We start from the raw sequence: 25,033 nt of genomic DNA, 5'->3' as shown, positions 1-25,033 counted from the left end.
GCGTGTCCGATCATGAACGTCCGGTCATCAGGTGCGCGCCTTCTCGACCAGCTCGTACGCCTCGATGACGTCACCCTCCTTGATGTCGGAATAGGTGAGCGTCAAACCGCACTCGTACCCGTCCCGCACCTCGGTGGCGTCATCCTTTTCGCGCTTGAGCGACGAAATGGTGACCGACTCCGCAACGACGACGTTGTCACGGAGCAGACGTGCCTTGGCGTTACGACGCATGATGCCCGAGGTGACGAGGCAACCGGCGATGTTGCCGACCTTGGACGACCGGAAGATCGCCCGGATCTCGGCACGGCCGAGCTCCTTCTCCTCGTAGATCGGCTTGAGCATGCCCTTGAGCGCGCTCTGGATCTCGTCGATCGCCTGGTAGATCACCGAGTAGTAGCGGATGTCGACGCCCTCGCGGTTCGCGAGCTCGGTGGCCTTGCCCTCGGCACGCACGTTGAACCCGATGATGATCGCGTCCGATGCCGATGCCAGGTTGACGTTGGTCTCGGTGACACCACCGACACCGCGGTCGATGACCCGCAGCTCCACCTCGTCGTCGATCTCGATCCCCAGCAGGGCCTCCTCCAGCGCCTCGACGGTGCCGGAGTTGTCGCCCTTGAGGATCAGGTTCAGCTGCGAAGTCTCCTTCAACGCTGCATCGAGATCGTCGAGGCTGATGCGCTTGCGCGTCCGTGCGGCCAGCGCGTTGCGCTTACGTGCACTTCGGCGATCAGCGATCTGCCGGGCGATCCGGTCCTCGTCGACGACGAGCAGGTTGTCACCTGCACCGGGCACCGAGGTGAAGCCGATGACCTGGACCGGTCGCGACGGCAGCGCCTCCGCGACGTCCTCGCCGTGCTCGTCGACCATGCGGCGCACGCGGCCGTAGGCATCGCCGGCCACGATCGAGTCTCCGACGCGCAGCGTGCCGCGCTGGATGAGCACGGTGGCCACCGGGCCGCGACCACGGTCCAGATGGGCCTCGATCGCGACGCCCTGGGCCTCCATGTCCGGGTTGGCCCGCAGGTCCAGCGCGGCGTCAGCTGTCAGGATGACCGCTTCGAGCAGGGCGTCGATATTGGTGCCCTGCTTGGCCGAGATGTCGACGAACATGGTGTCGCCACCGAAGTCCTCGGCGACCAGCCCGTATTCGGTGAGCTGGCCACGGATCTTGGCCGGGTCCGCGCCCTCCTTGTCGATCTTGTTGACCGCCACGACGATCGGCACGTCGGCCGCCTGGGCGTGGTTGATGGCCTCCACCGTCTGTGGCATGACGCCGTCGTCAGCCGCGACCACGAGGATCGCGATGTCGGTGGCCTTCGCGCCGCGGGCACGCATGGCGGTGAACGCTTCGTGGCCCGGCGTGTCGATGAAGGTGACCAGTCGCTCGTTGCCGTCCAGTTCGGTAAGGACCTGGTAAGCGCCGATGTGCTGGGTGATGCCGCCGGCCTCGCCCTCGCGGACGGTGGCGTTACGGATCGTGTCGAGCAGTCGGGTCTTGCCGTGGTCGACGTGACCCATGACGGTGACCACAGGGGGACGGAACTCGAGATCGTCCTCGTCGCCCTCGTCCTCGCCGTAGGTGAGGTCGAACGACGACAGCAGCTCGCGGTCTTCGTCCTCCGGGGACACGACCTGCACGACGTAGTTCATCTCGCTGCCGAGCAGCTCGAGCGTCGAATCGTCTACCGACTGGGTCGCAGTGACCATCTCACCGAGGTTGAACAGCGCCTGGACCAGCGAGGCCGGGTTGGCGTTGATCTTGTCGGCGAAGTCGACCAGCGACGCGCCGCGTGGCAGCCGGATGGTCTCGCCGTTGCCGTGCGGCAACCGCACGCCACCGACGACCGGGGCCTGCATGTTCTCGTACTCGGCGCGTTTCGCCCGCTTCGACTTGCGACCTCGGCGGACTGCGCCGCCGGGACGACCGAACGCACCTGCCGCGCCTCCGCGCTGGCCGGGGCGTCCACCGCCACCGCCGCCGGGACGACCGCGGAAACCGCCGCCTGCGGGCGCACCGCCGCCGCCGCCGGCACCGCCGCCGCGGTAGTTACCGCCGCCACCGCCGCCGCCACCGGGACGACCGGCGCCACCGGGAGCCGGCCGAGGACCGCCGCCGGGACGCGGACCGCCACCGGGGCGAGGACCGCCACCGGGACGGGCTCCCTGCGGACGGGGAGGCATGTTGCCGGGCGAGGCGCCGGGCCGCGGGCCGCCGCCGGGGCGGGGTCCGCCTGCGCCGGGAGCTGGGCGGGGACCGCCGGGCCCGGCCTGGGGCCGGGGTGCGGGCCGTTCCACCGGCTGTTGCGACGAGAACGGATTGTTGCCGACGCGCGGGGTTCGCCCGGCGGGCTTGGGGGCCCCGGGGCGGGGGCCGCCGGGACCGGGCCGAGGGCCCGGTGTGGGGCCGGGTGCCGGACCCGGGCGCGGCGCCGCGGACGGCGCGGACGGCGCTGACGGCGCGGAAGCGGCCGCGGGCGGAGCCTGAGCCGGTTGCGGCGCGGCGGGCGGTGCGCTCGGGGTGGGGGCCGCAGGTGCCGCGGGGGCGGCGGGTGCGGCGGGGGCCGGCGCGGCCGGCTGCTGAGCCGCCGGCGCGGACGGTCGGGGACCGGGCCGCGGGCCTGGCTTGACCGGTGCTGCCTGGGCGGAGCCGTTGCTGCTGCTCGCAGAACCAGAGGGCTTGGAGCCGCCGAACGACTCCCTCAATCGGCGGGCGACGGGCGCCTCCACCGTGGACGACGCCGACTTGACGAACTCACCTTGTTCGCTCAGTCGCGCCAGAACTTGCTTACTTGTGACACCGAGTTCCTTAGCCAACTCGTGCACGCGGGCCTTACCTGCCACTACATCTCCTGTCTGAGAGGCGACAGCGGTGGTAGGCGCCGCGCCTCGGGTTAGCTATGACGCATGGTCATCGGGACTTCACGGTGTGCTCATGTTCTTTTCGCTACCTGTTCTCTTGCCCGGGTGCCTCAAGCGTTCCGTATTCCGCGAAACGCTCGACCACCGCGGTGATGTCCGGTGAACCGGTGATCCGGAGCGCTCGGCCGAAGGCTCGCCGGCGAACCGCCTCGTTTAGACACCCTGGATCGGGATGCAGCCATGCACCCCGCCCCGGAAGCCTCTTCGCCTCGTCAACGGTCACGACCCTGGTGTCATTCCCAGGACCCTGCCCGCCGTCGACGGCGACGACCCGAAGCAGATCGGCGGCCAGCTCTCGTCGTCGACATCCGATGCAGGTCCGCACCGGGCCCCCGGAGGGGTTGTCGCTGCTTTTCTGCGTCCGAGCCGATCTCTCGCGCTGGATCACAGCTGAGTCTACCGTCACGATGTCGTCCAAAAGGAAATCGGTCCGCGGCATGGGTCTACGGCAGAACCGGGGCGCGACTCGTTACTGCTCGCCCGCCGCGCCGCGGGCCGCGTCGGACCGCCGCCCGCCGCGACCGGTGTCCGACGCCGCGTCATCGCTGCGGATGTCGATGCGCCAGCCGGTGAGCCGCGCCGCCAGCCGCGCGTTCTGCCCTTCCTTGCCGATGGCCAGCGAGAGCTGGAAGTCCGGGACGATGACACGCGCAGCCTTGGCCACCTCGTCGATCACCGTCACGGACACGACCTTGGCCGGGGACAGCGCGTTGGCAACGAACTTCGCCGGGTCCTCGTCGAAGTCGATGATGTCGATCTTCTCCCCGGACAGCTCGCTCATCACGTTGCGCACCCGCTGGCCCATCGGCCCGATGCACGCCCCTTTGGCGTTGAGTCCCGGCGCGCGCGAGGCCACTGCGATCTTGCTGCGGTGCCCGGCCTCGCGGGCGACGGCGACGATGTCCACCGAGCCGTCGGCGATCTCAGGGACCTCCAGGGAGAAGAGTTTGCGGACCAGATTCGGGTGCGTGCGGGACAAGGTGATCAGGGGTTCGCGCGCCCCACGGGACACGCCGACGACGTAGCACCGCAGCCGGTCGCCGTGTTCGTAGCTCTCCCCCGGTACCTGCTCGGCCGCCGGGATCACCCCCTCGGAGCCCTTCGTCTCGCTGCCCATGCGGACGACGACGAGGCCGCGGGCATTGGCGCGGGCGTCACGCTGGATCACGCCGGCCACGATGTCGCCCTCACGGGCGGAGAACTCTCCGTAGTTCTTCTCGTTCTCCGCGTCCCGCAGCCGTTGCAGGATCACCTGACGGGCTGTGGTCGCCGCGATCCGGCCGAACCCTTCCGGGGTGTCGTCCCACTCGTGCAACACGTTGCCGTCGACGTCGGTCTGCCGCGCCATCACCTTCACGACACCGGTCTTGCGGTCGACGTCGATGCGGGCGTCGGCCTCATGCCCTTCGGTGTGCTTGTAGGCCGTCAGCAGGGCCGACTTGATGGTCTCGACGACCACGTCGACCGAGATTCCCTTGTCGGCCTCGATCGCGTGCAGCGCGGCCATGTCGATGTTCATGATCCACCGTGCCTTCCGGTTTGGCCCGCGAGCTCCAGCTCTTGCGGACTCGGTGGTGAGAATTCCACCTGGACAACAGCTTTGGTGATTTTCTCCCGCGCGACCGCACGCACGGACAGAGCGCGTCGCGGCCTGTCGCGCACTACGACGTCCACGGTGGAGTCGTGCAGTTCACCCAGCCGGCCGGTCAGTGTGGAGCCGTCGGCCAACGTGAGTTCCACCAGCCGCCCCTGGGCGCGGCGGAAATGCGTGTCGGTGCTCAGTGGTCGGTCCACCCCGGGCGAGGTGACCTCCAGCGTGTAGGCCTGCGAGTCGAGATCGTCGAGGAGGGCCGAGGCGGTCCGGGACAGTTCGGCGATTGTGTCGAGGTCGAGACCCTTGTCACCGTCGGCGATCACCGTCACCCGGGGCGGGCGCGCCGCCGCGTCGATCACGACGTCTTCGATGTCGTACCCGGCGCGCGCGAACTCCTCGGCGAGCAAATCGATCACCTGTCGCTGCGACGGCAATCCCGCATACCGCTCCGCCACGGTGAACTCCTCGTCTTGAGTTGTCTCTCGAACTGGTCGAACGGGACCCTACGATACGCCAGGCAGACGGTCCGAAGAACGAAAGTGCCACCTCCGCGGGCCTGTGCGGGAGACGTCGGGCTCGTCGCCACAGGGCGCAATGGCAGGATGTGGCACGTGCCGAGCCGCCCGCCGACCCTGCGCCGCCGTCAGGTGCTGGCCGGGCTCGCCCTCCTGCCCGCCGTCGCGGCGGCCGCATGTGGCGCTCCGCCACCCCCGCCGGATCTCGACGACCTCACCACCGCACTGGACCGGGCCCGCGCCGACAGTCGGCTCGCCGGCCAGGCGGCCGCCGCGCTGCGCGGCCGCGCCGCGGCAACGCTGGCCGAGATCGCGCACTTGCGCACCGCTCACGAACAGGCCCTCTCCGACGAGATCGTCCGGCTGACCGGCGCGGCCGCGCCGAGTACCGGCGTGACGGTGACGACGTCGGCGAGCCCGGCGGCGGGCACCCCCGAGCCACCGCCGCCGAACGCCGACGACGTCGTCGGGTCGTTGCGCGCGTCGGCCGACAGCGCATCGCACTCCGCGGCGACGCTGTCGGGCTACCGCGCCGGATTGCTCGCCTCGATCGCCGCGGCCTGCACGGCCGCCTACACCGTGGCACTGGCCTCCCCCGGCGGTGCCGGGTGACATCTCCGACGCCGAGTCCTACTCAGGGCCCGACCACACGTCCCGCCGACCCCGCTCTGGGCGCGCTGTTCGACGCGGTCGCCGTCGAACACGCGACGATCTACGGATACGGGTTGGTGTCGGCGCACTCCACCCCGGAGGACAACAGTCTGGTCGCCGGCGCGATGGCCGAACACCGGGCTCGGCGCGAGGCCGCGATCAAGTTGCTCGAGGACACCGGGGGCGCCGTGCCGCTGCCAGCGGCGGGCTACTCGATGCCCTCGGAAGTCGACACCCCCACCCAGGCAGCCTCGCTCGCAGTACGCATGGAAGACGACGCCGCGACCGCGTGGCGGGCGGTCGTCGAGCAGGCGACCGACGAGAAAGTGCGCGCGTTCGGTGTGGCCGCGATGCTCGAAACCGCGGTCACCGCCGCGCGATGGCGCGGTGTCGTCGGGACGACACCTGTCACGGTGCCGTTCCCCGGCGGTACCGAGTAGCAGCTAGCGGATCGCTGCGAGGATCTCCTCGGACGCCGAGCCCGCGGGGACATCGCGCTTGTCACCGCTGAACCGGTCCCGCAGTTCCACGACGCCGTCGGCCCAGCCGCGACCGACCACGACGATCCACGGCACACCGAGCAGTTCGGCGTCCTTGAACTTGACCCCCGGTGACGCGGTCCGGTCGTCGAGCAGTACGTCGACGCCGCGGAGGTCCAGATCGGCGGCCAATTCCGTTGCCCCGGCGCGCGCCTCGGCGTCCTTGTTCGCGATCACCACGTGCACGTCGAACGGCGACACCGACGACGGCCACCGCAACCCCAGTTCGTCGTGTTGCTGCTCGGCGATCACCGCCACCAGCCGGGACACCCCGATCCCGTAGCTGCCCATCGTCAGGCGCACCGGTTTGCCGTCCTCGCCGAGCACGTCGGCAGTGAATGCGTCGGCGTACTTGCGGCCGAGCTGGAACACGTGGCCGATCTCGATCCCGCGGGCGGCCACCAGCGGGCCCGCCCCGTCCGGCGACGGATCCCCCTCCCTCACCTCGGCGGCCTCGATCGTGCCGTCGGCGACGAAATCGCGCCCCGCGACCAGGTCGACGACGTGCTTGCCGACCTCGTCGGCGCCGGTGATCCACGCGGTGCCGTCCACCACACGGGGATCGACCAGATAGCGAACCCCGTTGGCCAGCAACCCTTTCGGACCGATGTACCCCTTCTTCAGGAACGGGTACTTCGCGAAGTCCGCGTCGTCGAGCATCGCGAACTCGGCCGGCTCCAGTGCCGCGCCGAGGCGCTTCTCGTCGACCTCGCGGTCCCCGGGCACGCCGACGGCCAGCAACTCCCAGTCACCGCCGGGCACACGGATTTTCATCAGGACGTTCTTCAGGGTGTCGGCCGCCGTGACGGTGCGCCCCAGGTCGGCGGAGTTGGCCCAGTCGACCAGTGTCGCGATCGTCGGGGTGTTTCCGGTCTCGTACACCGTCGCCTCGGGAAGCCCGTCGAAGGGGATCGACTCGGGAACCGCCGTGACGACGGCCTCGACGTTGGCCGCGTAGCCGGACTCGACACACCGCACGTAGGTGTCCTCACCGACCTCGCTCTCGGCGAGGAATTCCTCAGAGGCGCTGCCGCCCATCGCCCCGGACACCGCGGACACGATCACGTAGCGGACCGCGAGGCGGGCGAAGATCCGCTGATATGCCTCTCGGTGCGCGTGGTAGGCCTTTTTCAGACCGTCTTCGTCGATGTCGAACGAGTACGAGTCCTTCATCAGGAACTCGCGGCCCCGCAGGATGCCGGCGCGGGGACGCGCCTCGTCGCGGTACTTGTTCTGGATCTGGTAGAGCCGCAGCGGAAAGTCCTTGTACGACGAGTACTCACCCTTGACGGTCAGGGTGAACATCTCCTCGTGGGTGGGGCCCAGCAGGTAGTCGTTGTCGCGCCGGTCCTGCAATCGGAACAACGTGTCGCCGTACTCGGTCCAGCGGTTGGTGGTCTCGTAGGGCGCGCGCGGCAGCAGCGCCGGGAACAGGATCTCCTGTCCGCCAATGGCGTTCATCTCGTCGCGGACGATCGCCTCGATCCTGCGAAGCACCTTGAGCCCGAGGGGCAGCCAGCTGTAGAGCCCGGGACCGACCGGCCGGACGTAGCCGGCCCTGATCAGCAGCTTGTGGCTCGGCACTTCGGCGTCGGCCGGGTCGTCGCGCAGTGTGCGCAGGAACAGCTCGGACATGCGGGTGATCACAGCCGACCACCTTAGGCCACTTTTGCGACGGCCTGCCTAGAGCTCCCCCGCCTCCACGGCTTCCCTGGTCTCTCGGGCCCGGGCGATGTCGCGCGCCGGGTAGCCGATGAACAGCGCCGCGACGCCGACGAGGATCGCGATCGCAGCCACCCACAGCAGCGCGTAGGTGTACCCGTGACCAAGGGCGTCGAGCTGCGCGGGTGTCATGGCCGTGACCGAGCCGGTGGTGCCTCCCAGGTACAGCGTGCGGGAGACCTGCACGGCCTGGACCACCACGAGGACCAGCGGACCGCCGAGGTTGAACACCATCAACGTGACCGACGACAGCGAGCCGATCCGACGGGCGGGAACGTTGGCCAGCAGACACAGCGGCAGGATCACCGAGATCACGCCGATGCCGAGCCCGCCCACCACGACGGGCACGAACAGGTCGGGGAAGTAGGGCACGAATCGGTCCAGCGTCGAGCCGTAGAGCATGGCCAGCAGCACCAGCACGCCTCCGCCGAGGATCACCCAGCGCGGCGCGATCCGGGGTGCGACATAGGTCGCGATCACGTTGCCGACGACGAAAGCGGCCGCGAACGGCAGGAAGCTGATGCCGGCCCGCAGCGGCGAGTACCCGAGGACATCCTGGACGAGCAGGCCGATCATCACCGACAACGTGAGCATGACGCCGCCGGCCAGGAAGTACGCCACGAACGACGCGATGCGGTGCCGGCTGTCGAAGATCGACAGCGGCACGAGCGGATTGTCCGCACCGCGCTCGTCGAGCACGAACGCGACGAGAAAGACGACGGCGGCCACCGCGGCGCCGATCACCCACGGATCGCCCCAACCCAGCGCCGGGCCCTGGGTGAAGACCAGCACCGCCGATGTACAGGCCAGCGTGGCCAGCAGCGCACCGGTGATGTCGAGCTTGATGCGCTCGAGGTGGGTCTCGGTCAGCCGGAACACCGCGATCGCAATGATCGCCACCCCGATCGGCACGTTGACCAGGAACGCCAGCCGCCACGAGATGCCCGTGACGGCGCCCCCGAGCACCAGCCCCAGGACAGAGCCGAGGCCCTGCATGGCCGCGGAGACGGCGAGCGCGCGGTTGCGTGGCTCTCCGACGGCGTAGGTCGTCGCGATGAGCGCCAGACCCGTCGGGGCGGCCACCGCCGCGCCGATGCCCTGCACCGCGCGGGCGATGACGAGCGTGGCCTCGTCGTTGGCCAGCCCGCAGATCAGCGATGCGATCGTGAACACGCCGACTCCGGACAGGAACGCCCGCTTGTGGCCGATGGCGTCACCGATGCGCCCGCCGAGCAGCAGCAGACCACCGAAGGCCAGCACGTAAGCGGTGATCACCCAGCTCTTGCCCGCATCGGAGAGGCCGAGGTCGGCCTGCATGCGCGGCAGAGCGACGATCACGATGGTCCCGTCGAGGGTGGCCATCAGCTGCATGCCGGTGATCGCGACGATCGCGATGCCCAACGAGGACGCCAGCGGGGCCCGGGAGGACATGGTTCGCCACCCTACCGGTGCGACTTCGGCGTGTTGGTCGTCGCTGTGCGACGGTCAGCACGCCGTAATCGCGCTGGAGCTAAAGCTCTCCGGCGTCGATCGCGTCCTTGACTTCCTGCGCGTGCGCCACCTGCTCGGCGGTGTACCCGATGAACAGCGCCACCGCGCCGACGATCACCGCGACTGCCGCCACCCACAGCAGACCGTAGGTGTAGCCCTGGTCGAGAGCGTGCAGCTGCACGGCGTTCATGTCCTTGACCGGGCCGTTGGTGCCGCCCAGGTACAGCGTGCGGGACGTGATGACCGCCTGGATGATCGCGAGCACGACCGGCCCGCCGAGGCTCTGCAGCATCAGTGCGATCGCCGATACCGGACCGATCTGATCGAACCCGACGCCGGCGATCGCCGACACCGTCAGCGGCACCACGATCATGCCGATCCCGAAGCCGCCGATCGTGATGGGCAGCACCAGGTTCGGGAAGTAGGGAATGTTGGCGTCCAGCGTCGAGCCGTAGAGCATCGCCGCCAGCACCAGGATGCCGCCGCCGATGACCAGCACGCGGGGCGGGAACTTCGACACCAGCGCCGACGACACGCCGAGTCCGATGCCCAGGGCGATGACGAACGGGATGAACCCGACGCCCGCCTTCAGCGCGCTGTAGCCCATGATGTCCTGCACGTAGAGCCCGATCAGCACGGTCAGCGTGAACATCACGCCGCCGGCGAGGAAGATCGCCGCGAAGGTCGACAGCCGGTTGCGGTCGCGGAACAGCTCGAACGGCACGACGGGGTTCTCGGCGGTGCGCTCCACCCACAGGAAGGTCAGGCCGCAGGCCATCGCCACGACACCGGAGCCGATGGTGATCGGCGAGACCCAGCCGGCCTCCGGACCCATCGAGAACGCGAACACCGCGGCGGTGCAGCCCATCGTGGCCAGAAGTGCCCCGGTGGCGTCGAGCTTGAGCCGTTCACGGTGGGTCTCGCGCAGTGTGGTGCGGGCCAGGTGGATCATGACCAGGCCGATCGGCACGTTGATCAGGAACGCCCAGCGCCACGACACCTCGGTCAGCGCGCCACCGACGATCAGCCCCATCACAGAGCCGACGCCGGTCATCGCCGCGAAGATCGCCGTGGCGGCGTTGCGCGCCGGACCCTTCGGGAACGTGGTCGCGATCAATGCCAGCGCGGTCGGGGAGGCGATCGCCGCCCCGACGCCCTGCAGCAGCCGGGCGATCACCAGGGTCGCTTCGTTCCAAGCCAGCCCGCACAGGATGGAGGCGATGGTGAACAGAGCGACACCGACGACGAAGGTCCGCTTGCGCCCGATCACGTCACCGAGGCGGCCACCGAGGAGCATCAGGCCGCCGAAGGTCAACACGTAGGCGGTGATCACCCAGCTGCGTCCTGCGTCGGAGAGGCTCAGCTCGTCCTGGATCTTGGGAAGCGCGACGATCGCGACCGTGCTGTCCATCGTCGCGAGAAGCTGCATGCCGCCGATGGCGATGACCGCGGCGATGAAGCGCCGCGACGGCAGCCAGGCCGGCGTCTTGGGGGATCGTGAGCCACCGGCTCCGTCCGCAGCCGCGCTGATGCGGGCCGGTACGGCCTTGTTGGCGCCCCGCCCCTTGCCTTCAGCATCTCGAGAGATGGCGGCACGCTCTGCGTCATTGAGAGCCGTCATAACGAGTTACCTTACAGTACTCTTAATATCTCTTTAGGCCGCGAAGGCCGCCACGGCACCGATCACGATGATCGCGGGGGGCCGAATTCCTTCGGATCGGATGCGTTCCGGTGCGTCCGCGAGGGTCGCCCGCAAACTTCTTTGTGCCGACGTCGTTCCATGCTGCACCACGAGCACCGGCGTATCCGCAGGTCGTCCGCCGTCGAGCAGGACTTTGGCGAAAAGCTCGATCCGTTCGACTGCCATCAGCAAAACAATTGTGCCGTGGAGAGCGGCGAGCGCATCCCAATTGACTAACGATTCGGGGTGGTCGGGCGCAACGTGGCCGCTGACCACCACGAACTCGTGCGTCATCGCCCGGTGAGTGACCGGGACACCAGCCAACGCGGGCACCGCTATGGCACTGGTCACACCCGGCACGATCGTCACCGGAATGCCGGCATCCGCGCACGCGATCACCTCTTCGTAGCCGCGTGCGAACACGAACGGATCGCCGCCCTTGAGGCGGACCACGAACTTGCCCTGTTTGGCGCGATCGATGAGGACCTCGTTGATGGCCTCCTGCGCCATCGCGCGCCCGTAGGGGATCTTGGCGGCGTCGATGACCTCGACGTCCGGGGACAGCTCGGCGAGCAGATCCTGCGGCGCGAGCCGGTCGGCCACGACGACGTCGGCGTGGGCGAGCAACCGGCGGCCGCGCACGGTGATCAGCTCCGGGTCACCGGGACCTCCCCCGACCAGTGCGACTCCGCCGGCGACCACGCCGGGCGCGTCGGCCGCGATCACGCCCTGCTGCAGCGCCTCGTGGATCGCCGAGCGGATGGCCGCCGAGCGGCGGTGCTCTCCACCGGCCAGCACGCCCACCGACAGGCCTTCGTACTCGAACGTGGCCGGGGTGACGGCGGTACCTTCCACGGCGATGTCGGCCCGGACGCAGAACACGCGGCGGCTCTCCGCCTCGGCGACGATGGCGGCATTGACATCGGGATCGTCGGTGGCCGCGATCACATACCAGGCACCTTCCAGATCTCCGTCACGAAAAGGCCGCAGCGTCAGCGTGATTCCCTCGATCGCCTCGACCGCGGGGGTGGCAGCGACGGTGATGACGTGCACGTCGGCCTCGGAGGCCACCAGCAGGGGCAGGCGTCGCTGGGCGACCGTGCCGCCTCCCACCACGACGACCTTCTTGCCGGCCAGGCGCAGGCCCACCAGATAGGCGTTGTCGGTCACCCGGCGAGCTTAGAGCGTGCCGCCGCACGGACGAAGCGGGCGATGGCTTCTGGATGTGCAGCCGGATGGATGTGCAGATACCCCGCGTGCACACCCGCCCGGACCGCACCGTCGTCGACCATCGCGCCCGTCCGGCCTCGGTAGCGCCAGGCGGGCTGCCGGTCTGGCGCGTAATGCATTGCGGTGCGGTGGAATTCGTGCCCGACGGCGCGATCGCCGATGCGGTGCAGCGACGAGTCGGTGACAGCCACCGCGTCTCGGTATCCCAGGGTCAGCGATGGCGTGAACGACGCCGAGCCGTTGATCACACCGCACATGGGATGCCCGTCGAGATCGTCGGCCAGGTAGGTCAGACCGGCGCACTCGGCGTGGATCGGGGCACCCGAATCGGCCAGCGCGGCGACCTGTTCACGCGCCGCATGATTCGCGGAGAGCTCCGGGCCGAACTCCTCCGGGAAGCCGCCGGGGATGACGAGTGCCGCCGTGTTCGGAGGCAGCGGCTCGGTGAGGGGGTCGAAGGCGACGACGTCTGCGCCTGCCGCGCTGAGCAGTTCGGTGTGCTCTGCGTAGGTGAACGTGAACGCGCGACCTGCGGCCAGCGCAACGGTGACCGGTGGTCCCGCGGGTTCGCAGACGTGCGGGGTCCACGGGTCATCGGGGACATCGCTGCGGGCAGCCGCGACGACGGCGGCGAGATCGACGTGCCGGGCGATCAGCTCCGCCATCGCGTCGACCGCGGCCCCCGCCTGCCGGCCGTGCTCGATCGCGGTCACCAACCCGAGGTGGCGCGACGGGACCGCGAGCTCGTCGGTCCGCGGGACGGCGCCCAACACGGCGATGCCGGCCTGCTCGCATCCCTGGCGTAGCACCGCCTCGTGGCGGTCAGAGCCCACGCGGTTGAGGATCACGCCGACGAGGCGCACCGAATTGTCGAAGGTGGCGAAGCCGTGCACCAGCGCGCCCACGCTGTGGCTCTGTCCGCGGGCGTCGACGACGAGGATCACGGGGGTGCCGAGCAGTCCCGCCACATGGGCGGTGGAGCCGCGCGCAGCCCCGGCCGCCGGCGCGTCGCTGATGCGCCCGTCGAAGAGGCCCATCACGCCTTCGACGACGGCGATGTCGGAGTCGGCACTGCCGTGTCGGTAGAGCGGCCCGATGAGGTGGTCACCGACGAGCACGGGATCGAGGTTGCGGCCGGGCCGACCTGCGGCCAGCCCGTGATAGCCCGGGTCGATGAAATCGGGGCCGACCTTGAACGGGGCGACGCGATGCCCGGCCCGCCTCAGTGCGCCGATGAGCCCGGTCGCGATCGTGGTCTTGCCGCTGCCGGAAGCCGGCGCGGCGATGACGATCCCCGGGGTACTCACCACTCGGAACCCCGTCTGTCGTGGTTCGCTGCGCTCACCACTCGGAACCCCGTCTGTGGTGGTTCGCTGCGCTCACCACTCGGAACCCCCGTCTGTCGTGGTTCGCTGCGCTCACCACTCGATTCCTCGCTGGCCCTTGCGGCCCGCGTCCATCGGATGCTTGACCTTGGCCATCTCGGTGACCAGATCGGCGGCATCGAGCAGTGCGGCCGGGGCGTCGCGCCCGGTGATCACCACATGCTGCGTGCCGGGCCGCGACGCCAGCACGTCGACGACCTCGGCCACGTCGACCCACCCCCACTTCAGCGGATAGGTGAACTCGTCGAGCACATAGAAGTCGTGGCGCTCCTCGGCGAGCCGCCGCACGATCTCGGCCCAGCCCTCGGCGGCCGCGGCGGCGTGGTCCTCCTCGGAGCCGGCCTTACGCGACCACGACCAGCCCGCACCCATCTTGTGCCACTCGACGGGTCCGCCGACTCCACGTTCTGCATGCACCCGCCCGAGTTCGCACAGCGCCGTTTCCTCCCCCACCTTCCACTTGGCGCTCTTGACGAACTGGAACACCGCCACGTCGAAGCCCTGGTTCCAGGCCCGAAGCGCCATCCCGAACGCCGCGGTGGACTTGCCCTTGCCCGCACCGGTGTGCACTGCGAGCAGCGGCGCGTGGCGGCGGGCCCGCGTGGTCAATCCGTCGCGGGGTACAGCCACGGGCTGACCCTGAGGCATCGCATTCCCTTCTCAGGCCGCGGCCTGTGTCTTGACCACAGCGGTCAATGCGTCGGCGCGCAACTGATCCAGCCGCACCGCCGGCGCCAGCAGCCGCCGCGCCAGATCTTCGGCCAAACCCAAACGAACGTAGGAGGTTTCGCAGTCCACCACGACGGCAGACGCGCCCTCGGCCACCAATCGTGCTGCTGCTGTGGCCGTACGGCCCAGCGGATCGGGACCGCCGGTCGCCCGCCCGTCGGTGAGTACCACCACCAGGCTGCGGCGCGCCCGGTCCCGCGTCCGTTCCCGGACCACCATGTCGCGCGCGGCGAGCAACCCCTGCGCCAGCGGCGTCCGCCCCCCGGTGTCGAATCGCGCGAGCCGCGTGCTGGCCACGTAGACCGACGACGTCGGCGGCAGCAGCACCCGGGCATCCTGGCCGCGGAACGTGATGACGGCGACCTTGTCACGACGCTGGTAGGCGTCACGCAGCAGCGACAGCGTGGCGCCGCTGACCGCCGACATCCTGTCGCGCGCGGCCATCGAGCCCGACGCGTCGACGACGAAGATCACCAGGTTGCCCTCGCGGCCCTCACGCACCGCGCGCCGCAGATCGTCGGGGCCGGGTCGCAGCCGGCCCTGCCCGCGGTGGCGACCGGCGGCCGCGAGCAGCGTGCCGAACACGTGCATACCGTGGCCGGCTTGCGGGTCGGTGGTCGCGGCGACGACGGTTCCGGTGCGGTTGCGGGCCCGCGAACGACGCCCGGGCGCACCGTCACCGACACCGGGAACCACCAGTGCCTTGGTCCGGAACGCTGCCGAGGGCGCCGCGCTGGGCCGGGTCGGTGGCGGTGAAACCGCTTGCGGCGCAGCGTCTTCGGCGCCATCGGACGATGAGGTCTGCCCGCCGCCGGGCGGGTCGGGATCCGGCTCGGGTCGGGACTCCTCGGCGGCCTCGCCGGCCTGAGCCATTGCGTCGTCGAGCCGACCCTCGTCGAGCCCGGGGTCGTCGAACGGATCGCGACGGCGGCGATGCGGCAGCGCCAGTTCCGCCGCCACGCGCACGTCCTGCTCGGCGACCTCGGCCGCGCCGCGCCACGCGGCGTGGGCCACCGCGGTGCGCGCCACCACCAGGTCGGCGCGCATCCCGTCGACGTCGAATGCCGCGCAGAGTGCGGCGATGCGCCGTAGTTCGCTGTCGGGCAACACCACATCGCCCACTCGGGTCCGCGCGTCGGCGATGTGGCGGGCCAGCTCGGTGTCGGCGTCGGCGTAGCGCGCGGCGAAGGAGGCGGGGTCGGCTTCGTAGGCCAGCCGCTGACGGATCACCTCTGCGCGGACGTCGACGTCGCGGGAGGCCATGACGTCGACGGTCAGCCCGAACCGGTCGAGCAGCTGCGGGCGCAGTTCTCCCTCTTCGGGATTCATCGTGCCGATCAACACGAAGCGCGCCTCGTGGCTGTGGGAGACCCCGTCGCGTTCGACATGCACCCGGCCCATCGCGGCCGCGTCGAGCAGGACGTCGACGAGGTGATCGTGCAGCAGGTTGACCTCGTCGACGTAGAGCACACCACGGTGCGCCCGGGCCAGCAGTCCCGGCGAGAAGGCGTGCTCACCGTCGCGCAGCACCTTCTGCAGGTCCAGCGACCCCACCACCCGGTCTTCGGTCGCCCCGATCGGCAGCTCGACGAGATGTCCACCCGGATGGGCACTGTCGCCGCCCGCGGCGCGGAATGACTGCGTCAGCACCTGCGCCAGACCCCGCACCGCAGTCGATTTCGCGGTGCCCTTCTCGCCGCGAATCAGCACGCCGCCGATGTCGGGGCGTACCGCGCACAACACCAGCGCCAGCTTCAGGCGATCGTGGCCGACCAGTGCGCTGAACGGGTAGAGCTGTTCTGTCACGGCTTGACCATCGGAACGTGGGGAATCCCGTCGTCGAGGAATTCGTCTCCGTCGCGGACGAATCCGTGCCTGCCGTACATCTCCTCCAGATACGTCTGGGCGTTGATGTGACAGGGATAGTCGCCGACCTCGGCAAGCGCTGCGGTCAGCAACCGCGCAGTGTGCCCGTGTCCGCGATCGGAGCGTTTGGTGCACACCCGCCCGATGCGGAAGGCCTTGTGCCCGGCCGGATGTTCCTCCATCAGGCGCAACGTCGAAATCACTTGCCCCTCGGTGTTTTCCAACCAAAAATGGCGCGTCTCGCTGAGCAAGTCACGGCCGTCGAGCTCGGGATAGGGCGTCGCCTGCTCCACGACGAACACCTCCACCCGCAGCTTGAGGAGCTCGTAGAGCGTGGCGGCGTCGAGATCCTTGGCCCAGCTCCGTCGCAACGCCGCGGTCATCGGCACCGGACCGTCACACGGTCGCCGCGGTCGGGGAATGCTCGGTACCCGCCGACGACACATCGGGTGCGGTCTCGGGCAGCGCACCCGCGGGCTTGTCGAGCTTGAGCACCTTGGTGCCGCGCGCCCAGATCTCTTCGAACAGCTTGGGTTCGGTGGACAGTTGGGCGCCCAGCGACGGGACCATGGCCTTGATCGTGGGCAGCCATGCCTGGTAGCGGTCGCCGAAGCACCGCGACATCACCTCGAGCATCGCGGGCACCGCAGTGGACGCCCCCGGCGACGCGCCGAGCAAGCCGGCGATGCTGCCGTCGGCCGCCGAGAGCACGGTGGTGCCGAACTCGAGCACCCCGCCCTTGCCCTTGGCCTTGCGGATCACCTGCACCCGCTGTCCCGCGATGTCGAGTTCCCAGTCCGAATTCTTGGCGCTCGGCGCGAACTCCCGCAGTGCGTCGACACGTGCCGATTCGCTGAGCAGCAGCTGACCGATCAGGTAGCGCAGCAAGCCCATCTCGGTGAGCCCGACCCCGAGCATCGAGACCAGGTTGTCCGGTTTGACCGACAGCGGCAGATCTGTGATCTTGCCCTGCTTGAGGAACTTCGGGGACCAGCCGGCGAACGGCCCGAACAGCAGCCACGAGCGACCGTTGATCACCCGGGTGTCCAAGTGCGGCACCGACATCGGCGGTGCACCCAGAGGCGGCAGTCCGTACACCTTGGCCTGGTGGCGCGCGGTGAGGTCGGCGTTGCCGCTGCGCAGCCACTGACCGCCGACCGGGAATCCGCCGAAGCCCTTGGCCTCCTTGATGCCCGCCTTCTGCAGCAGCGGCAACGCGCCACCGCCGGCGCCGACGAACACGAAGCCCGCGTTGAACTTCCGCTTCTGGCCGGTGCGGCGGTTGACGACCTTGACCGTCCACCGCCCGTCCGAGCCCTGGTCGAGGTCGGTGACGCTGTGGCCGAACAGCGTCGACATGCCCTTCTTGGCGCCGAAGCCGATCAGCTGCCGAGACAGCGAGCCGAAGTCGACGTCGGTACCGTCCTGGGTCCAGTTCAGGCCGACGGGCTCGGAGAAGTCGCGCCGCTCGGCCATCAACGGCAGCCTGCGCACGAACTCGTCGCGGTCGTCGATGAACTCCATCGTCGAGAACAGCGGGTTGCTCACCAGTGCGTCGTGCCGGGCCTTCAGGTACTTCACGTTGTCCTCGCCCTGCACGAAGCTGACGTGCGGAATGGGATTGAGGAAGCTGCGCACGTCGGGGATCACGCCGTTCTCGACGGCGTAGGTCCAGAACTGGCGCGACACCTGGAACTGCTCGTTGACGTTGACGGCCTTGCTGATGTCGATGCTGCCGTCCGGACGCGCCGGGGTGTAGTTCAACTCACACAGCGCCGAGTGGCCGGTACCGGCGTTGTTCCACGGGTCGCTGCTCTCGGCCGCCGCGCCGTCGAGGCGCTCGACGAGCGTGATCGACCAATTGGGTTCCACCAACCGCAGCAGCGCCGACAGGGTCGCGCTCATGATCCCTGCTCCAACCAGCAGGACGTCGGTCTTCTCCGCTTCAGACACCAACTCGATCGGCCCTTCGTGGTCGCGTCCCCGTTGCTCACGGCTTACCTGCGTTCAGGTTATCCCGCCGCGCGCAGCCGCAACCCTCCGACCACCTCGCCCACTATGGTGGCTGTCGTGTCCGGATGGCAGCCCGACGTTCTGTCCGGGTACTGGCAGACCACCTTCGCGCTGGGTCCCGACCCCGACGGAGAGGGCGATCTGGAAGCCACCCTGGTACGCCGAGGTGCCGCCGATCCGGCGGCACGCCAGGCCGTGCTGATGGTGCACGGTTTCACCGACTACTTCTTCAACACCGAGTTCGCCGACCACCTGGCCGCCCGCGGCATCGCGTTCTATGCCATCGACCTGCACAAATGTGGCCGCTCGCACCGGCAGGGCCAGACCCCGCACTTCACCACCGACCTCGCCCGCTACGACACCGAGCTCGAGCGTGCACTGACAACGATCGTCGACGAGACCTCGGCCACCGTTCTGATCTCCGGCCATTCGGCCGGTGGGCTGGTGGTCTCGCTGTGGCTCGACCGGCGCCGCCGTCGTGACGCGCAGCCGGTCGTCTCGGGGCTGCTGCTCAACAGCCCCTGGTTCGACCTTCAGGGACCCGCGATCCTGCGCTCTCCTCCGACCACGGCAGCACTTCGCACGTTGGGACGATGGCGCACGCGAACCGTGGTCCGGCGCCCCACCGAGGGCGGCTACGGGACCACGCTGCACCGCGACTATGCCGGCGACTTCGACTACGACCTGACGTGGAAACCCGTCGGCGGATTCCCGGTGACTCTCGGCTGGATTCGAGCGATCCGCCGCGGACAGGCACAGCTGCACCGCGGACTCGACGTCGGCGTGCCCAACCTGATCCTGCGGTCGGACCGCAGCGTGCGCGAGGTTCCCGACACCGAGCTCATCCAACGCGGCGACGCGGTGCTCGACGTCGCCCAGATCGCCCGCTGGGCCGGCTGTGTCGGCAACCGCAGCACGGTGGTGCCGATCGCCGACGCCAAGCACGACGTGTTCCTGTCGCTGTCCGAACCCCGGCGCGTGGCCTATCGCGAGTTGGATCGCTGGCTCGACTGGCACTCAGAAGAGGGAGAAACCCATGGCTGACTTCGACATCGCAATCATCGGCACCGGCTCGGGCAACAGCATCATCGACGACCGCTACGTCGACAAGAAGGTTGCGATCTGCGAGCAGAACATGTTCGGCGGAACCTGCCTCAATGTCGGCTGCATTCCCACCAAGATGTTCGTCTACGCCGCCGAGGTGGCCGAACAGATCAAGCAGGCATCGACATTCGGCATCGACGCACACGTGGAGGGGGTGCGCTGGCCCGACATCGTCTCCCGTGTGTTCGGCCGCATCGATCCGTTGTCGGCCGGCGGCGAGCAGTACCGGCGGTCGTCCCCGAACGTCGAGGTGTTCAGCAGCCACACCCGATTCGCCGAATCCACAGGCGGCCGCACCGATCCCGATGGCTATCGGCTGCGCACCGACGACGGTGACGAGTTCACCGCCGAGCAGGTGGTGATCGCCGCGGGCGCCCGGGCCACCGTGCCACCGGCGATCACCGAGTGCGGGGTGGCCTACCACACCAGCGACACCATCATGCGGATCTCCGAGCTGCCCGAACACATCGTGATCGTCGGAGGCGGTTATGTCGCAGCCGAATTCGCGCACATCTTCTCATCGCTGGGGTCGCGGGTGACGATCGTGCTGCGCGGCACGACGATGCTGACGCACTGCGACGACACGATCTGTGAGCGGTTCACCGATCTCGCGGGAAAGAAGTGGGAGATCCGCAGCCGCCGCAACATCGCGCACGGATCCTCGGACGACTCCGGGGTGACGCTGACGCTCGACGACGGCGCCACGGTGCACGCGGACACCCTGCTGATCGCGACGGGCCGGGTGCCCAACGGCGACCTCCTCGACGCGCATCACGCCGGTGTGGACGTGGTCGACGGGCGCGTCACCGTCGATGAGTACCAGCGCACCACCGCCCGCAACATCTTCGCCCTCGGCGACGTGAGCTCGCCGTTCCAGCTCAAGCACGTCGCCAACCACGAGGCCAGGGTGGTGAAGCACAACCTGCTGCAGGACTGGGACGACACCGAGAACCTGATGCCGGTCAATCACCGCAACGTGCCGTCTGCGGTGTTCACCGATCCCCAGATCGCCAGCGTCGGATTGACCGAAAACGAGGCGCGCGCAGCGGGTTACCGCATCCGATCCAAGGTGCAGGACTACGGTGACGTCGCCTACGGCTGGGCGATGGAGGACTCCACCGGCTTCGCGAAGCTCATCGTCGACGACGACAGCGGACTGTTGCTCGGTGCACACATCATGGGACACCAGGCGTCCTCGATCATTCAGCCGATCATTGGCGCGATGGCCTTCGACCTGCCGGCCCAGGAGGTGGCTCGCAGCCAGTACTGGATTCACCCGGCGTTGCCCGAGGTGATCGAGAACGCGCTGCTGGCCCTGTGCGGTGAGCCGCCGTGGCCGCCCTCGAGGAGACACTAGCCAGCTCACGCGGCTGCGCGCAGGTATCCGCGGTCGGCTGCGACGTCGACGAGGAGCCGGCGCAGTGTGTTGCGCCCCCGGTACACCCGCGACATCACCGTGCCCACCGGGATGTCGAGGATCTCGGCGATCTCCCGGTGCGGCAGCCCCTCCACGTCGGCGTAATACACGGCCAACCGCTGGTCTTCGCGGAGCTGACCGAGTGCGTGGCGTACCTCGTCGTCGCCGAGCGCCGTCAGGGCCGCGAGTTCGGCTGACGGCAACCCCGTCGACGAGTGGGCCGCCTGCGCTGCGACCTGCGCGTCGGTGACGCTCTCGGAGAGCAGCTCCGCCGGCCGGCTCTGCGCCCTGCGATAGGACGAGATCCAGGTGTTGGTGAGGATGCGCAGCAACCAGGCGCGGATGTTGGTGCCGTCCTGATAGTGGTGAAACGCCGCGTAGGCCTTCAGCATCGTCTCCTGCACCAGGTCTTCGGCGTCGGCGGTGGTGGCGGTGTGACGGCGAGCCGCCCGGTAGAGGGTGTCGAGCAGGGGCAGAGCGTCGCGCTCGAAGCGCTCAAGGTGCGGGTCTGTCGTCATCACCGTGGTCCTCCACATCGATTGCCGGCCAGATGATTCCGGCCTCCTGATGTCCAATCTAGGAGCCGCCCGCCGTACCGCCAGGTGTTCATAGCGAACACACAACATGTGTATCGGGTATGAAAGACGCTCTGACAGATCAGCTTTCGGACGACACGCGACGCTGCTGCACCGTCAGCGCGCCGGGTCCGGTGGCGACGAAGAGCAGGAAGATGAAGCAGTACAGCACCGCCGTCTCTCCGCCGTTGACCAACGGCCAGAAGGCGTCGGGGAAGTGCATCCAGAAGTACGCGACCGCCATCATCCCCGAAGCGACGAATGCCGCAGCGCGGGTGAACAACCCGAGTGCGATGAGGCTGCCGAGCACCACTTCCAGAACGCCGGCCCACCACGCCGGCCAGGTACCCAGCGGAACGGGTTGGCCCTGTGGCCATCCGAACAGCTTCGCCACGCCGTGCATGGCGAACAGGAGCGCGACGACGATTCGAAAGGCCCCGAAGGCCACCGCGGACTGGTTGGTGATCCGGGTTTCGAGCGTGTTGGTGCTCATGGTGATGAAGTCCTCCCCTGTGATTGGGCGCGATTGCATGACTCGGCCGGCGACCATTGGCGGCCACTGCCATCGTCAACGCCCCGGCGGACCGCGCACCGGACTCATAGGCGATTCATAGGTGGCGAGGAAGTTATGAGGACTCTATGAACCGTGATGCCTTCCGTCGGATTCCCGCGACAATGGACCGATGACGTCTGCACCGCTCGAGGGCAGCGGGCCGCGCCGCGCAATCCTGGGCAAGCTGCCGCGCTTGTCGCGCCCCGACGGGTCCCCGATCCGCGTGCTGCTTGTCGACGATGAGCGCGCCCTGACCAATCTGGTCCGTATGGCTCTGAAGTACGAAGGCTGGGACATCGAGGTGGCTCACGATGCCGCGGAGGCGGTCGAGAAGTTCCGCACGCAGTCCCCCGACCTCCTGGTGCTCGACATCATGCTGCCGGACATGGACGGGGTCAGCGTGCTCGGCGAGCTGCGCAGCAGCGGGCCCTACATCCCCACGCTGTTTTTGACCGCCCGCGACTCGGTGCACGATCGGGTCACCGGTCTGACCGCCGGCGGCGACGACTACATGACCAAGCCGTTCTCGCTCGAGGAGCTCGTCGCGCGCCTGCGCGGCCTGCTGCGCCGCTCGGCCCACCTCGCGCCGCCGGACGACGAGATCCTGACGGTCGGCGACCTGACCCTCGACGCCGCCAGCCGCGAGGTGACCCGCGCCGGCGAGCCGGTGAGCTTGACCTCGACCGAGTTCGAACTGCTGCGGCTGCTGATGCGCAACCAACGCAAAGCTTTGTCCCGCAGCGACATTCTGCGACAGGTGTGGAACTACGACTTCGGCGGCCGCTCGAGCATCGTCGACCTCTACGTCTCCTATCTGCGCAAGAAGATCGATGCAGACCACGAACCGATGATCCACACCGTGCGCGGCGTCGGCTATCTGCTGCGGCCCGCATCGTGAGGAATGCCTGGCGACGCTGGAGTCTTCTGCGACAGCTCACGGTCGGGGTGTCTGTCGTGGTGATGGCCGTGCTGGTCGCGGTGGGCACGGCATCGGTGGTGAGCCTGCGGGGGTCGGTGCTGGGCATCATCGACGCGCAGCTGGCCGGGGCCGCTAACGCCTCTGTGCAATCGGTCGAGAAGTACCGCAGCACCGTGGGGCCCGACGGTGAACTCCCGCCCCCCGGGTCGATGAAGCCGCTGACCCGTCTGATCGGCCAGGCCCCCGGCAACGTCGTCGCGCTGCTTCGGGGCGGCGCCGTCGTCGACTCGGCGTTGTTCGGTGACGGTGACGCGCAGCCCGCACCACCTGAGGCCACCGCAGCGATTGCCAACCTCTCGTGGAGCGATCCAGCGCCCCGCACCGTCGAGCTGCCCGGACTGGGCTGGTACCGGATGACCGGTCAACCGGGTGGGGCCGGCGAGATCCTGGTGACCGGCGTCTCACGCGCGCCGGCCTGGGACGCGATGATCCAGGAGTCGGCGGTGGTGTCCGGGATGGTCGCCCTCGCCGTGCTGGTCACCGCCCTGTGCACGATCGCCATCGTGCGCTTCGCGCTGCGCCCTCTGCGCCGGGTCGCGGCAACCGCGGCCGCGGTGGCCGAATTGCCCCTCGACGGTGACAACCACACGATCACACCGCGCGTCGAGGTCGGCGACACCGATCCGCGAACCGAGGTCGGGATGGTCGGGGTGACCCTGAACCGTCTCCTCGACCACGTCGAGCGCTCCCTCGGCGACGTCGCCGCGTCAAATCGGCGGATGCGCCAGTTCATCACCGATGCCAGCCACGAGCTCCGCACCCCGCTCGCGGCGATCCACGGCTACGCCGAGCTGACCCGCCAAGACAGTGAGGTCCTGCCGGAGACCACGGAGTACTCGCTGGCCCGCATCGAATCCGAGGCGGGGCGAATGAGCGATCTGGTGAGCGATCTGCTGCTGCTGGCTCGCCTGGACGAAGGGCAGGATCTCCAGATCACCGATATCGACCTGACCGAGCTCGTGGTCGACGCGGTCAACGACGCCGCGGTGTCAGCTCCGGCGCACCACTGGCTGACCAGGGTGCCCGACGATCCGGTCTGGGTGCGGGCCGACCGCGCCCAGCTGCACCAGGCGCTGGCCAACCTGCTGTCCAACGCCCGAGTTCACACGCCGGCAGGCACCACCGTGACCACGTCGATCGGACCCGGGATCGGCGACGCGGGTGAACCCTTCGTCGAGTTGACTGTCGCCGACGACGGGCCGGGCATCGACGCCGCCCTGCTGCCGCATCTGTTCGGCCGGTTCGTCCGCGCCGACACGTCCCGGTCCCGGGAGACCGGCAGCTTCGGGTTGGGTTTGTCGATCGCCGCATCCATCGTCGAATCCCACGGCGGCAGCATCGAGGCCGAATCCGGTTCTGAGACAACGACCTTTTTGGTTCGTCTGCCGACAGCCGTGCCGCTCAGTTCGCCAGACCCTGCGCCTGCGTCGTCGCGGCGGTGAACCGCCGCTGCACGCCGGCCCAGTTGACCACGTTCCAGAAGGCCTTCACGTAGTCGGCTTTGACGTTGCGGTACTGAAGATAGTAGGCGTGCTCCCACATGTCGACCTGCAGCAGTGGGACCACACCCAGCGGCACGTTGCCCTGCTGGTCGAACAGCTGAAACGTCAGCAGCCTGCTACCCAGCGTGTCGTAACCCAGCACAGCCCATCCCGAGCCCTGTAACCCGTTGGCCGCCGCGGTGAACTGGGCGCGGAACGCGTCGAAGGAGCCGAACTGGTCGTCGAGTGCCGCGGCCAACTCTCCGACCGGCTTGTCTCCGCCGTCCGGCGACAGGTTCTTCCACCAGATCGTGTGGTTGACATGCCCTCCGAGGTGGAACGCGAGGTTCTTCTCGTGGAGAAAGATCGCACTGTGGTCGCCGGCGCCACGCGCCTCCTCGAGTGCCGCGATCGCGTCGTTGACGCCCTTGACATAGGTCGCGTGGTGCTTGCTGTGGTGAATCTCGTTGATCTGCCCGGAGATATGGGGTTCGAGCGCGCCGTAGTCGTAGCCCAGGTCGGGCAGCGTGTAGTCAGCCATGCACATCCTCTCGTCGGTTACGGACCTCGACTATATCTGTCCACC

At 68.9% G+C, this 25,033-nt stretch carries 22 protein-coding genes; 6 read left to right on the top strand and 16 right to left on the bottom strand.

Annotated features, from left to right (window positions below):
* Window positions 1-27 precede the first annotated feature (27 nt).
* The 4 genes from infB to rimP all read right to left on the bottom strand — a co-directional run bounded on the left by infB (window position 28) and on the right by rimP (window position 4,971).
* Window positions 28-2,844, bottom strand: a complete 2,817-nt coding sequence (gene infB, locus ACZY1G_RS21695) for a translation initiation factor IF-2 (RefSeq protein ID WP_463823574.1) — start codon at window positions 2,842-2,844, stop codon at window positions 28-30.
* A gap of 103 nt (window positions 2,845-2,947) precedes the next feature.
* A complete protein-coding gene (locus ACZY1G_RS21690) occupies window positions 2,948-3,361 on the bottom strand; it encodes a YlxR family protein (RefSeq protein WP_463823573.1) in 414 nt (137 codons plus the stop codon).
* 30 nt (window positions 3,362-3,391) lie between these two features.
* Entirely contained in the window at window positions 3,392-4,441 is a 1,050-nt protein-coding gene (nusA, locus tag ACZY1G_RS21685; RefSeq protein ID WP_463816820.1) for a transcription termination factor NusA, read from the bottom strand.
* Complete coding sequence (gene rimP / locus ACZY1G_RS21680; RefSeq protein ID WP_463823572.1) at window positions 4,438-4,971, bottom strand: ribosome maturation factor RimP; 534 nt, start codon at window positions 4,969-4,971, stop codon at window positions 4,438-4,440. Before rimP ends, nusA begins: the two co-directional genes overlap by 4 nt.
* A 147-nt stretch (window positions 4,972-5,118) precedes the next feature.
* Between rimP and ACZY1G_RS21675 the strand changes: the two genes are divergently transcribed.
* Both ACZY1G_RS21675 and ACZY1G_RS21670 read left to right on the top strand, forming a co-directional pair.
* Complete coding sequence (locus ACZY1G_RS21675) at window positions 5,119-5,643, top strand: hypothetical protein (protein WP_463823571.1); 525 nt, start codon at window positions 5,119-5,121, stop codon at window positions 5,641-5,643.
* Window positions 5,640-6,122: a ferritin-like domain-containing protein gene (locus ACZY1G_RS21670; RefSeq protein WP_463816824.1), complete on the top strand. Its 483-nt coding sequence runs from the start codon at window positions 5,640-5,642 to the stop codon at window positions 6,120-6,122. Before ACZY1G_RS21675 ends, ACZY1G_RS21670 begins: the two co-directional genes overlap by 4 nt.
* A gap of 3 nt (window positions 6,123-6,125) precedes the next feature.
* Here ACZY1G_RS21670 and ACZY1G_RS21665 read toward each other — a convergent pair whose 3' ends face one another.
* The 9 genes from ACZY1G_RS21665 to mqo form a co-directional block, all read right to left on the bottom strand.
* Complete coding sequence (locus ACZY1G_RS21665) at window positions 6,126-7,868, bottom strand: proline--tRNA ligase (protein ID WP_463816825.1); 1,743 nt, start codon at window positions 7,866-7,868, stop codon at window positions 6,126-6,128.
* Between the two features lie 36 nt (window positions 7,869-7,904).
* Window positions 7,905-9,374: an MFS transporter gene (locus ACZY1G_RS21660; RefSeq protein ID WP_463816826.1), complete on the bottom strand. Its 1,470-nt coding sequence runs from the start codon at window positions 9,372-9,374 to the stop codon at window positions 7,905-7,907.
* A 79-nt stretch (window positions 9,375-9,453) separates the two neighbouring features.
* Window positions 9,454-11,055: an MFS transporter gene (locus tag ACZY1G_RS21655; RefSeq protein ID WP_463816827.1), complete on the bottom strand. Its 1,602-nt coding sequence runs from the start codon at window positions 11,053-11,055 to the stop codon at window positions 9,454-9,456.
* Between the two features lie 33 nt (window positions 11,056-11,088).
* On the bottom strand, window positions 11,089-12,285 hold the full coding sequence (gene cobA, locus ACZY1G_RS21650) for a uroporphyrinogen-III C-methyltransferase (RefSeq protein WP_463823570.1): 1,197 nt from the start codon (window positions 12,283-12,285) through the stop codon (window positions 11,089-11,091).
* Window positions 12,282-13,652: a cobyrinate a,c-diamide synthase gene (locus ACZY1G_RS21645; protein WP_463823569.1), complete on the bottom strand. Its 1,371-nt coding sequence runs from the start codon at window positions 13,650-13,652 to the stop codon at window positions 12,282-12,284. Before ACZY1G_RS21645 ends, cobA begins: the two co-directional genes overlap by 4 nt.
* Window positions 13,653-13,763: 111 nt before the next feature.
* On the bottom strand, window positions 13,764-14,378 hold the full coding sequence (gene cobO / locus ACZY1G_RS21640; RefSeq protein ID WP_463816830.1) for a cob(I)yrinic acid a,c-diamide adenosyltransferase: 615 nt from the start codon (window positions 14,376-14,378) through the stop codon (window positions 13,764-13,766).
* 12 nt (window positions 14,379-14,390) lie between these two features.
* The gene (locus ACZY1G_RS21635; protein WP_463823568.1) at window positions 14,391-16,265 is read right to left on the bottom strand and encodes a magnesium chelatase subunit D family protein; all 1,875 of its coding nucleotides are present in this window, start codon (window positions 16,263-16,265) and stop codon (window positions 14,391-14,393) included.
* Window positions 16,262-16,708: a GNAT family N-acetyltransferase gene (locus ACZY1G_RS21630; RefSeq protein WP_463816832.1), complete on the bottom strand. Its 447-nt coding sequence runs from the start codon at window positions 16,706-16,708 to the stop codon at window positions 16,262-16,264. The genes ACZY1G_RS21635 and ACZY1G_RS21630 overlap by 4 nt, the downstream gene beginning before the upstream one ends.
* Window positions 16,709-16,721: 13 nt before the next feature.
* Window positions 16,722-18,278: a malate dehydrogenase (quinone) gene (gene mqo / locus ACZY1G_RS21625; RefSeq protein ID WP_463823567.1), complete on the bottom strand. Its 1,557-nt coding sequence runs from the start codon at window positions 18,276-18,278 to the stop codon at window positions 16,722-16,724.
* Window positions 18,279-18,395: 117 nt separating this feature from the next.
* Between mqo and ACZY1G_RS21620 the strand changes: the two genes are divergently transcribed.
* Together ACZY1G_RS21620 and mtr are read left to right on the top strand one after the other, a co-directional pair.
* Window positions 18,396-19,382 (top strand): alpha/beta hydrolase, encoded by a 987-nt coding sequence (locus ACZY1G_RS21620; protein WP_463823566.1) that lies wholly within the window; start codon window positions 18,396-18,398, stop codon window positions 19,380-19,382.
* On the top strand, window positions 19,375-20,799 hold the full coding sequence (gene mtr, locus ACZY1G_RS21615) for a mycothione reductase (RefSeq protein WP_463823565.1): 1,425 nt from the start codon (window positions 19,375-19,377) through the stop codon (window positions 20,797-20,799). The genes ACZY1G_RS21620 and mtr overlap by 8 nt, the downstream gene beginning before the upstream one ends.
* Before the next feature lie 5 nt (window positions 20,800-20,804).
* Here the strand turns inward: mtr and ACZY1G_RS21610 are convergent, their stop codons facing one another.
* Together ACZY1G_RS21610 and ACZY1G_RS21605 are read right to left on the bottom strand one after the other, a co-directional pair.
* A complete protein-coding gene (locus tag ACZY1G_RS21610) occupies window positions 20,805-21,485 on the bottom strand; it encodes a sigma-70 family RNA polymerase sigma factor (protein ID WP_463816836.1) in 681 nt (226 codons plus the stop codon).
* A gap of 31 nt (window positions 21,486-21,516) precedes the next feature.
* Window positions 21,517-21,927, bottom strand: a complete 411-nt coding sequence (locus tag ACZY1G_RS21605) for a DoxX family protein (RefSeq protein ID WP_463816838.1) — start codon at window positions 21,925-21,927, stop codon at window positions 21,517-21,519.
* Between the two features lie 190 nt (window positions 21,928-22,117).
* On the opposite strand from ACZY1G_RS21605, the gene ACZY1G_RS21600 reads away from it, so the two are divergent.
* A complete protein-coding gene (locus ACZY1G_RS21600; protein WP_463816839.1) occupies window positions 22,118-22,885 on the top strand; it encodes a response regulator transcription factor in 768 nt (255 codons plus the stop codon).
* 62 nt (window positions 22,886-22,947) lie between these two features.
* A complete protein-coding gene (locus tag ACZY1G_RS21595; RefSeq protein ID WP_463823659.1) occupies window positions 22,948-24,408 on the top strand; it encodes a sensor histidine kinase in 1,461 nt (486 codons plus the stop codon).
* Here ACZY1G_RS21595 and ACZY1G_RS21590 read toward each other — a convergent pair.
* Entirely contained in the window at window positions 24,368-24,988 is a 621-nt protein-coding gene (locus tag ACZY1G_RS21590) for a superoxide dismutase (protein WP_463823564.1), read from the bottom strand. The two genes, ACZY1G_RS21595 and ACZY1G_RS21590, sit on opposite strands and share 41 nt — an antisense overlap.
* Window positions 24,989-25,033 lie beyond the last annotated feature (45 nt).

The organism is Mycobacterium sp. IDUB_5 (assembly GCF_055419565.1).
The sequence above is the reverse complement of the archived record's forward strand: the minus strand, read 5'-3'. Positions and strand labels throughout refer to the sequence as shown.

Excerpts from the sequence above, each read along its gene's own strand:
- ACZY1G_RS21690 (WP_463823573.1), bottom strand. The coding sequence starts at position 3,361 with ATGCCGCGGACCGATTTCCTTTTGGACGACATCGTGACGGTAGACTCA.
- nusA (WP_463816820.1), bottom strand. The coding sequence starts at position 4,441 with ATGAACATCGACATGGCCGCGCTGCACGCGATCGAGGCCGACAAGGGA.
- ACZY1G_RS21675 (WP_463823571.1), top strand. The coding sequence starts at position 5,119 with ATGTGGCACGTGCCGAGCCGCCCGCCGACCCTGCGCCGCCGTCAGGTG.
- ACZY1G_RS21660 (WP_463816826.1), bottom strand. The coding sequence starts at position 9,374 with ATGTCCTCCCGGGCCCCGCTGGCGTCCTCGTTGGGCATCGCGATCGTC.
- ACZY1G_RS21655 (WP_463816827.1), bottom strand. The coding sequence starts at position 11,055 with ATGACGGCTCTCAATGACGCAGAGCGTGCCGCCATCTCTCGAGATGCT.
- cobO (WP_463816830.1), bottom strand. The coding sequence starts at position 14,378 with ATGCCTCAGGGTCAGCCCGTGGCTGTACCCCGCGACGGATTGACCACG.
- ACZY1G_RS21630 (WP_463816832.1), bottom strand. The coding sequence starts at position 16,708 with ATGACCGCGGCGTTGCGACGGAGCTGGGCCAAGGATCTCGACGCCGCC.
- mtr (WP_463823565.1), top strand. The coding sequence starts at position 19,375 with ATGGCTGACTTCGACATCGCAATCATCGGCACCGGCTCGGGCAACAGC.
- ACZY1G_RS21610 (WP_463816836.1), bottom strand. The coding sequence starts at position 21,485 with ATGTTGTGTGTTCGCTATGAACACCTGGCGGTACGGCGGGCGGCTCCT.
- ACZY1G_RS21605 (WP_463816838.1), bottom strand. The coding sequence starts at position 21,927 with ATGAGCACCAACACGCTCGAAACCCGGATCACCAACCAGTCCGCGGTG.
- ACZY1G_RS21600 (WP_463816839.1), top strand. The coding sequence starts at position 22,118 with ATGACGTCTGCACCGCTCGAGGGCAGCGGGCCGCGCCGCGCAATCCTG.
- ACZY1G_RS21595 (WP_463823659.1), top strand. The coding sequence starts at position 22,948 with ATGGCCGTGCTGGTCGCGGTGGGCACGGCATCGGTGGTGAGCCTGCGG.
- ACZY1G_RS21590 (WP_463823564.1), bottom strand. The coding sequence starts at position 24,988 with ATGGCTGACTACACGCTGCCCGACCTGGGCTACGACTACGGCGCGCTC.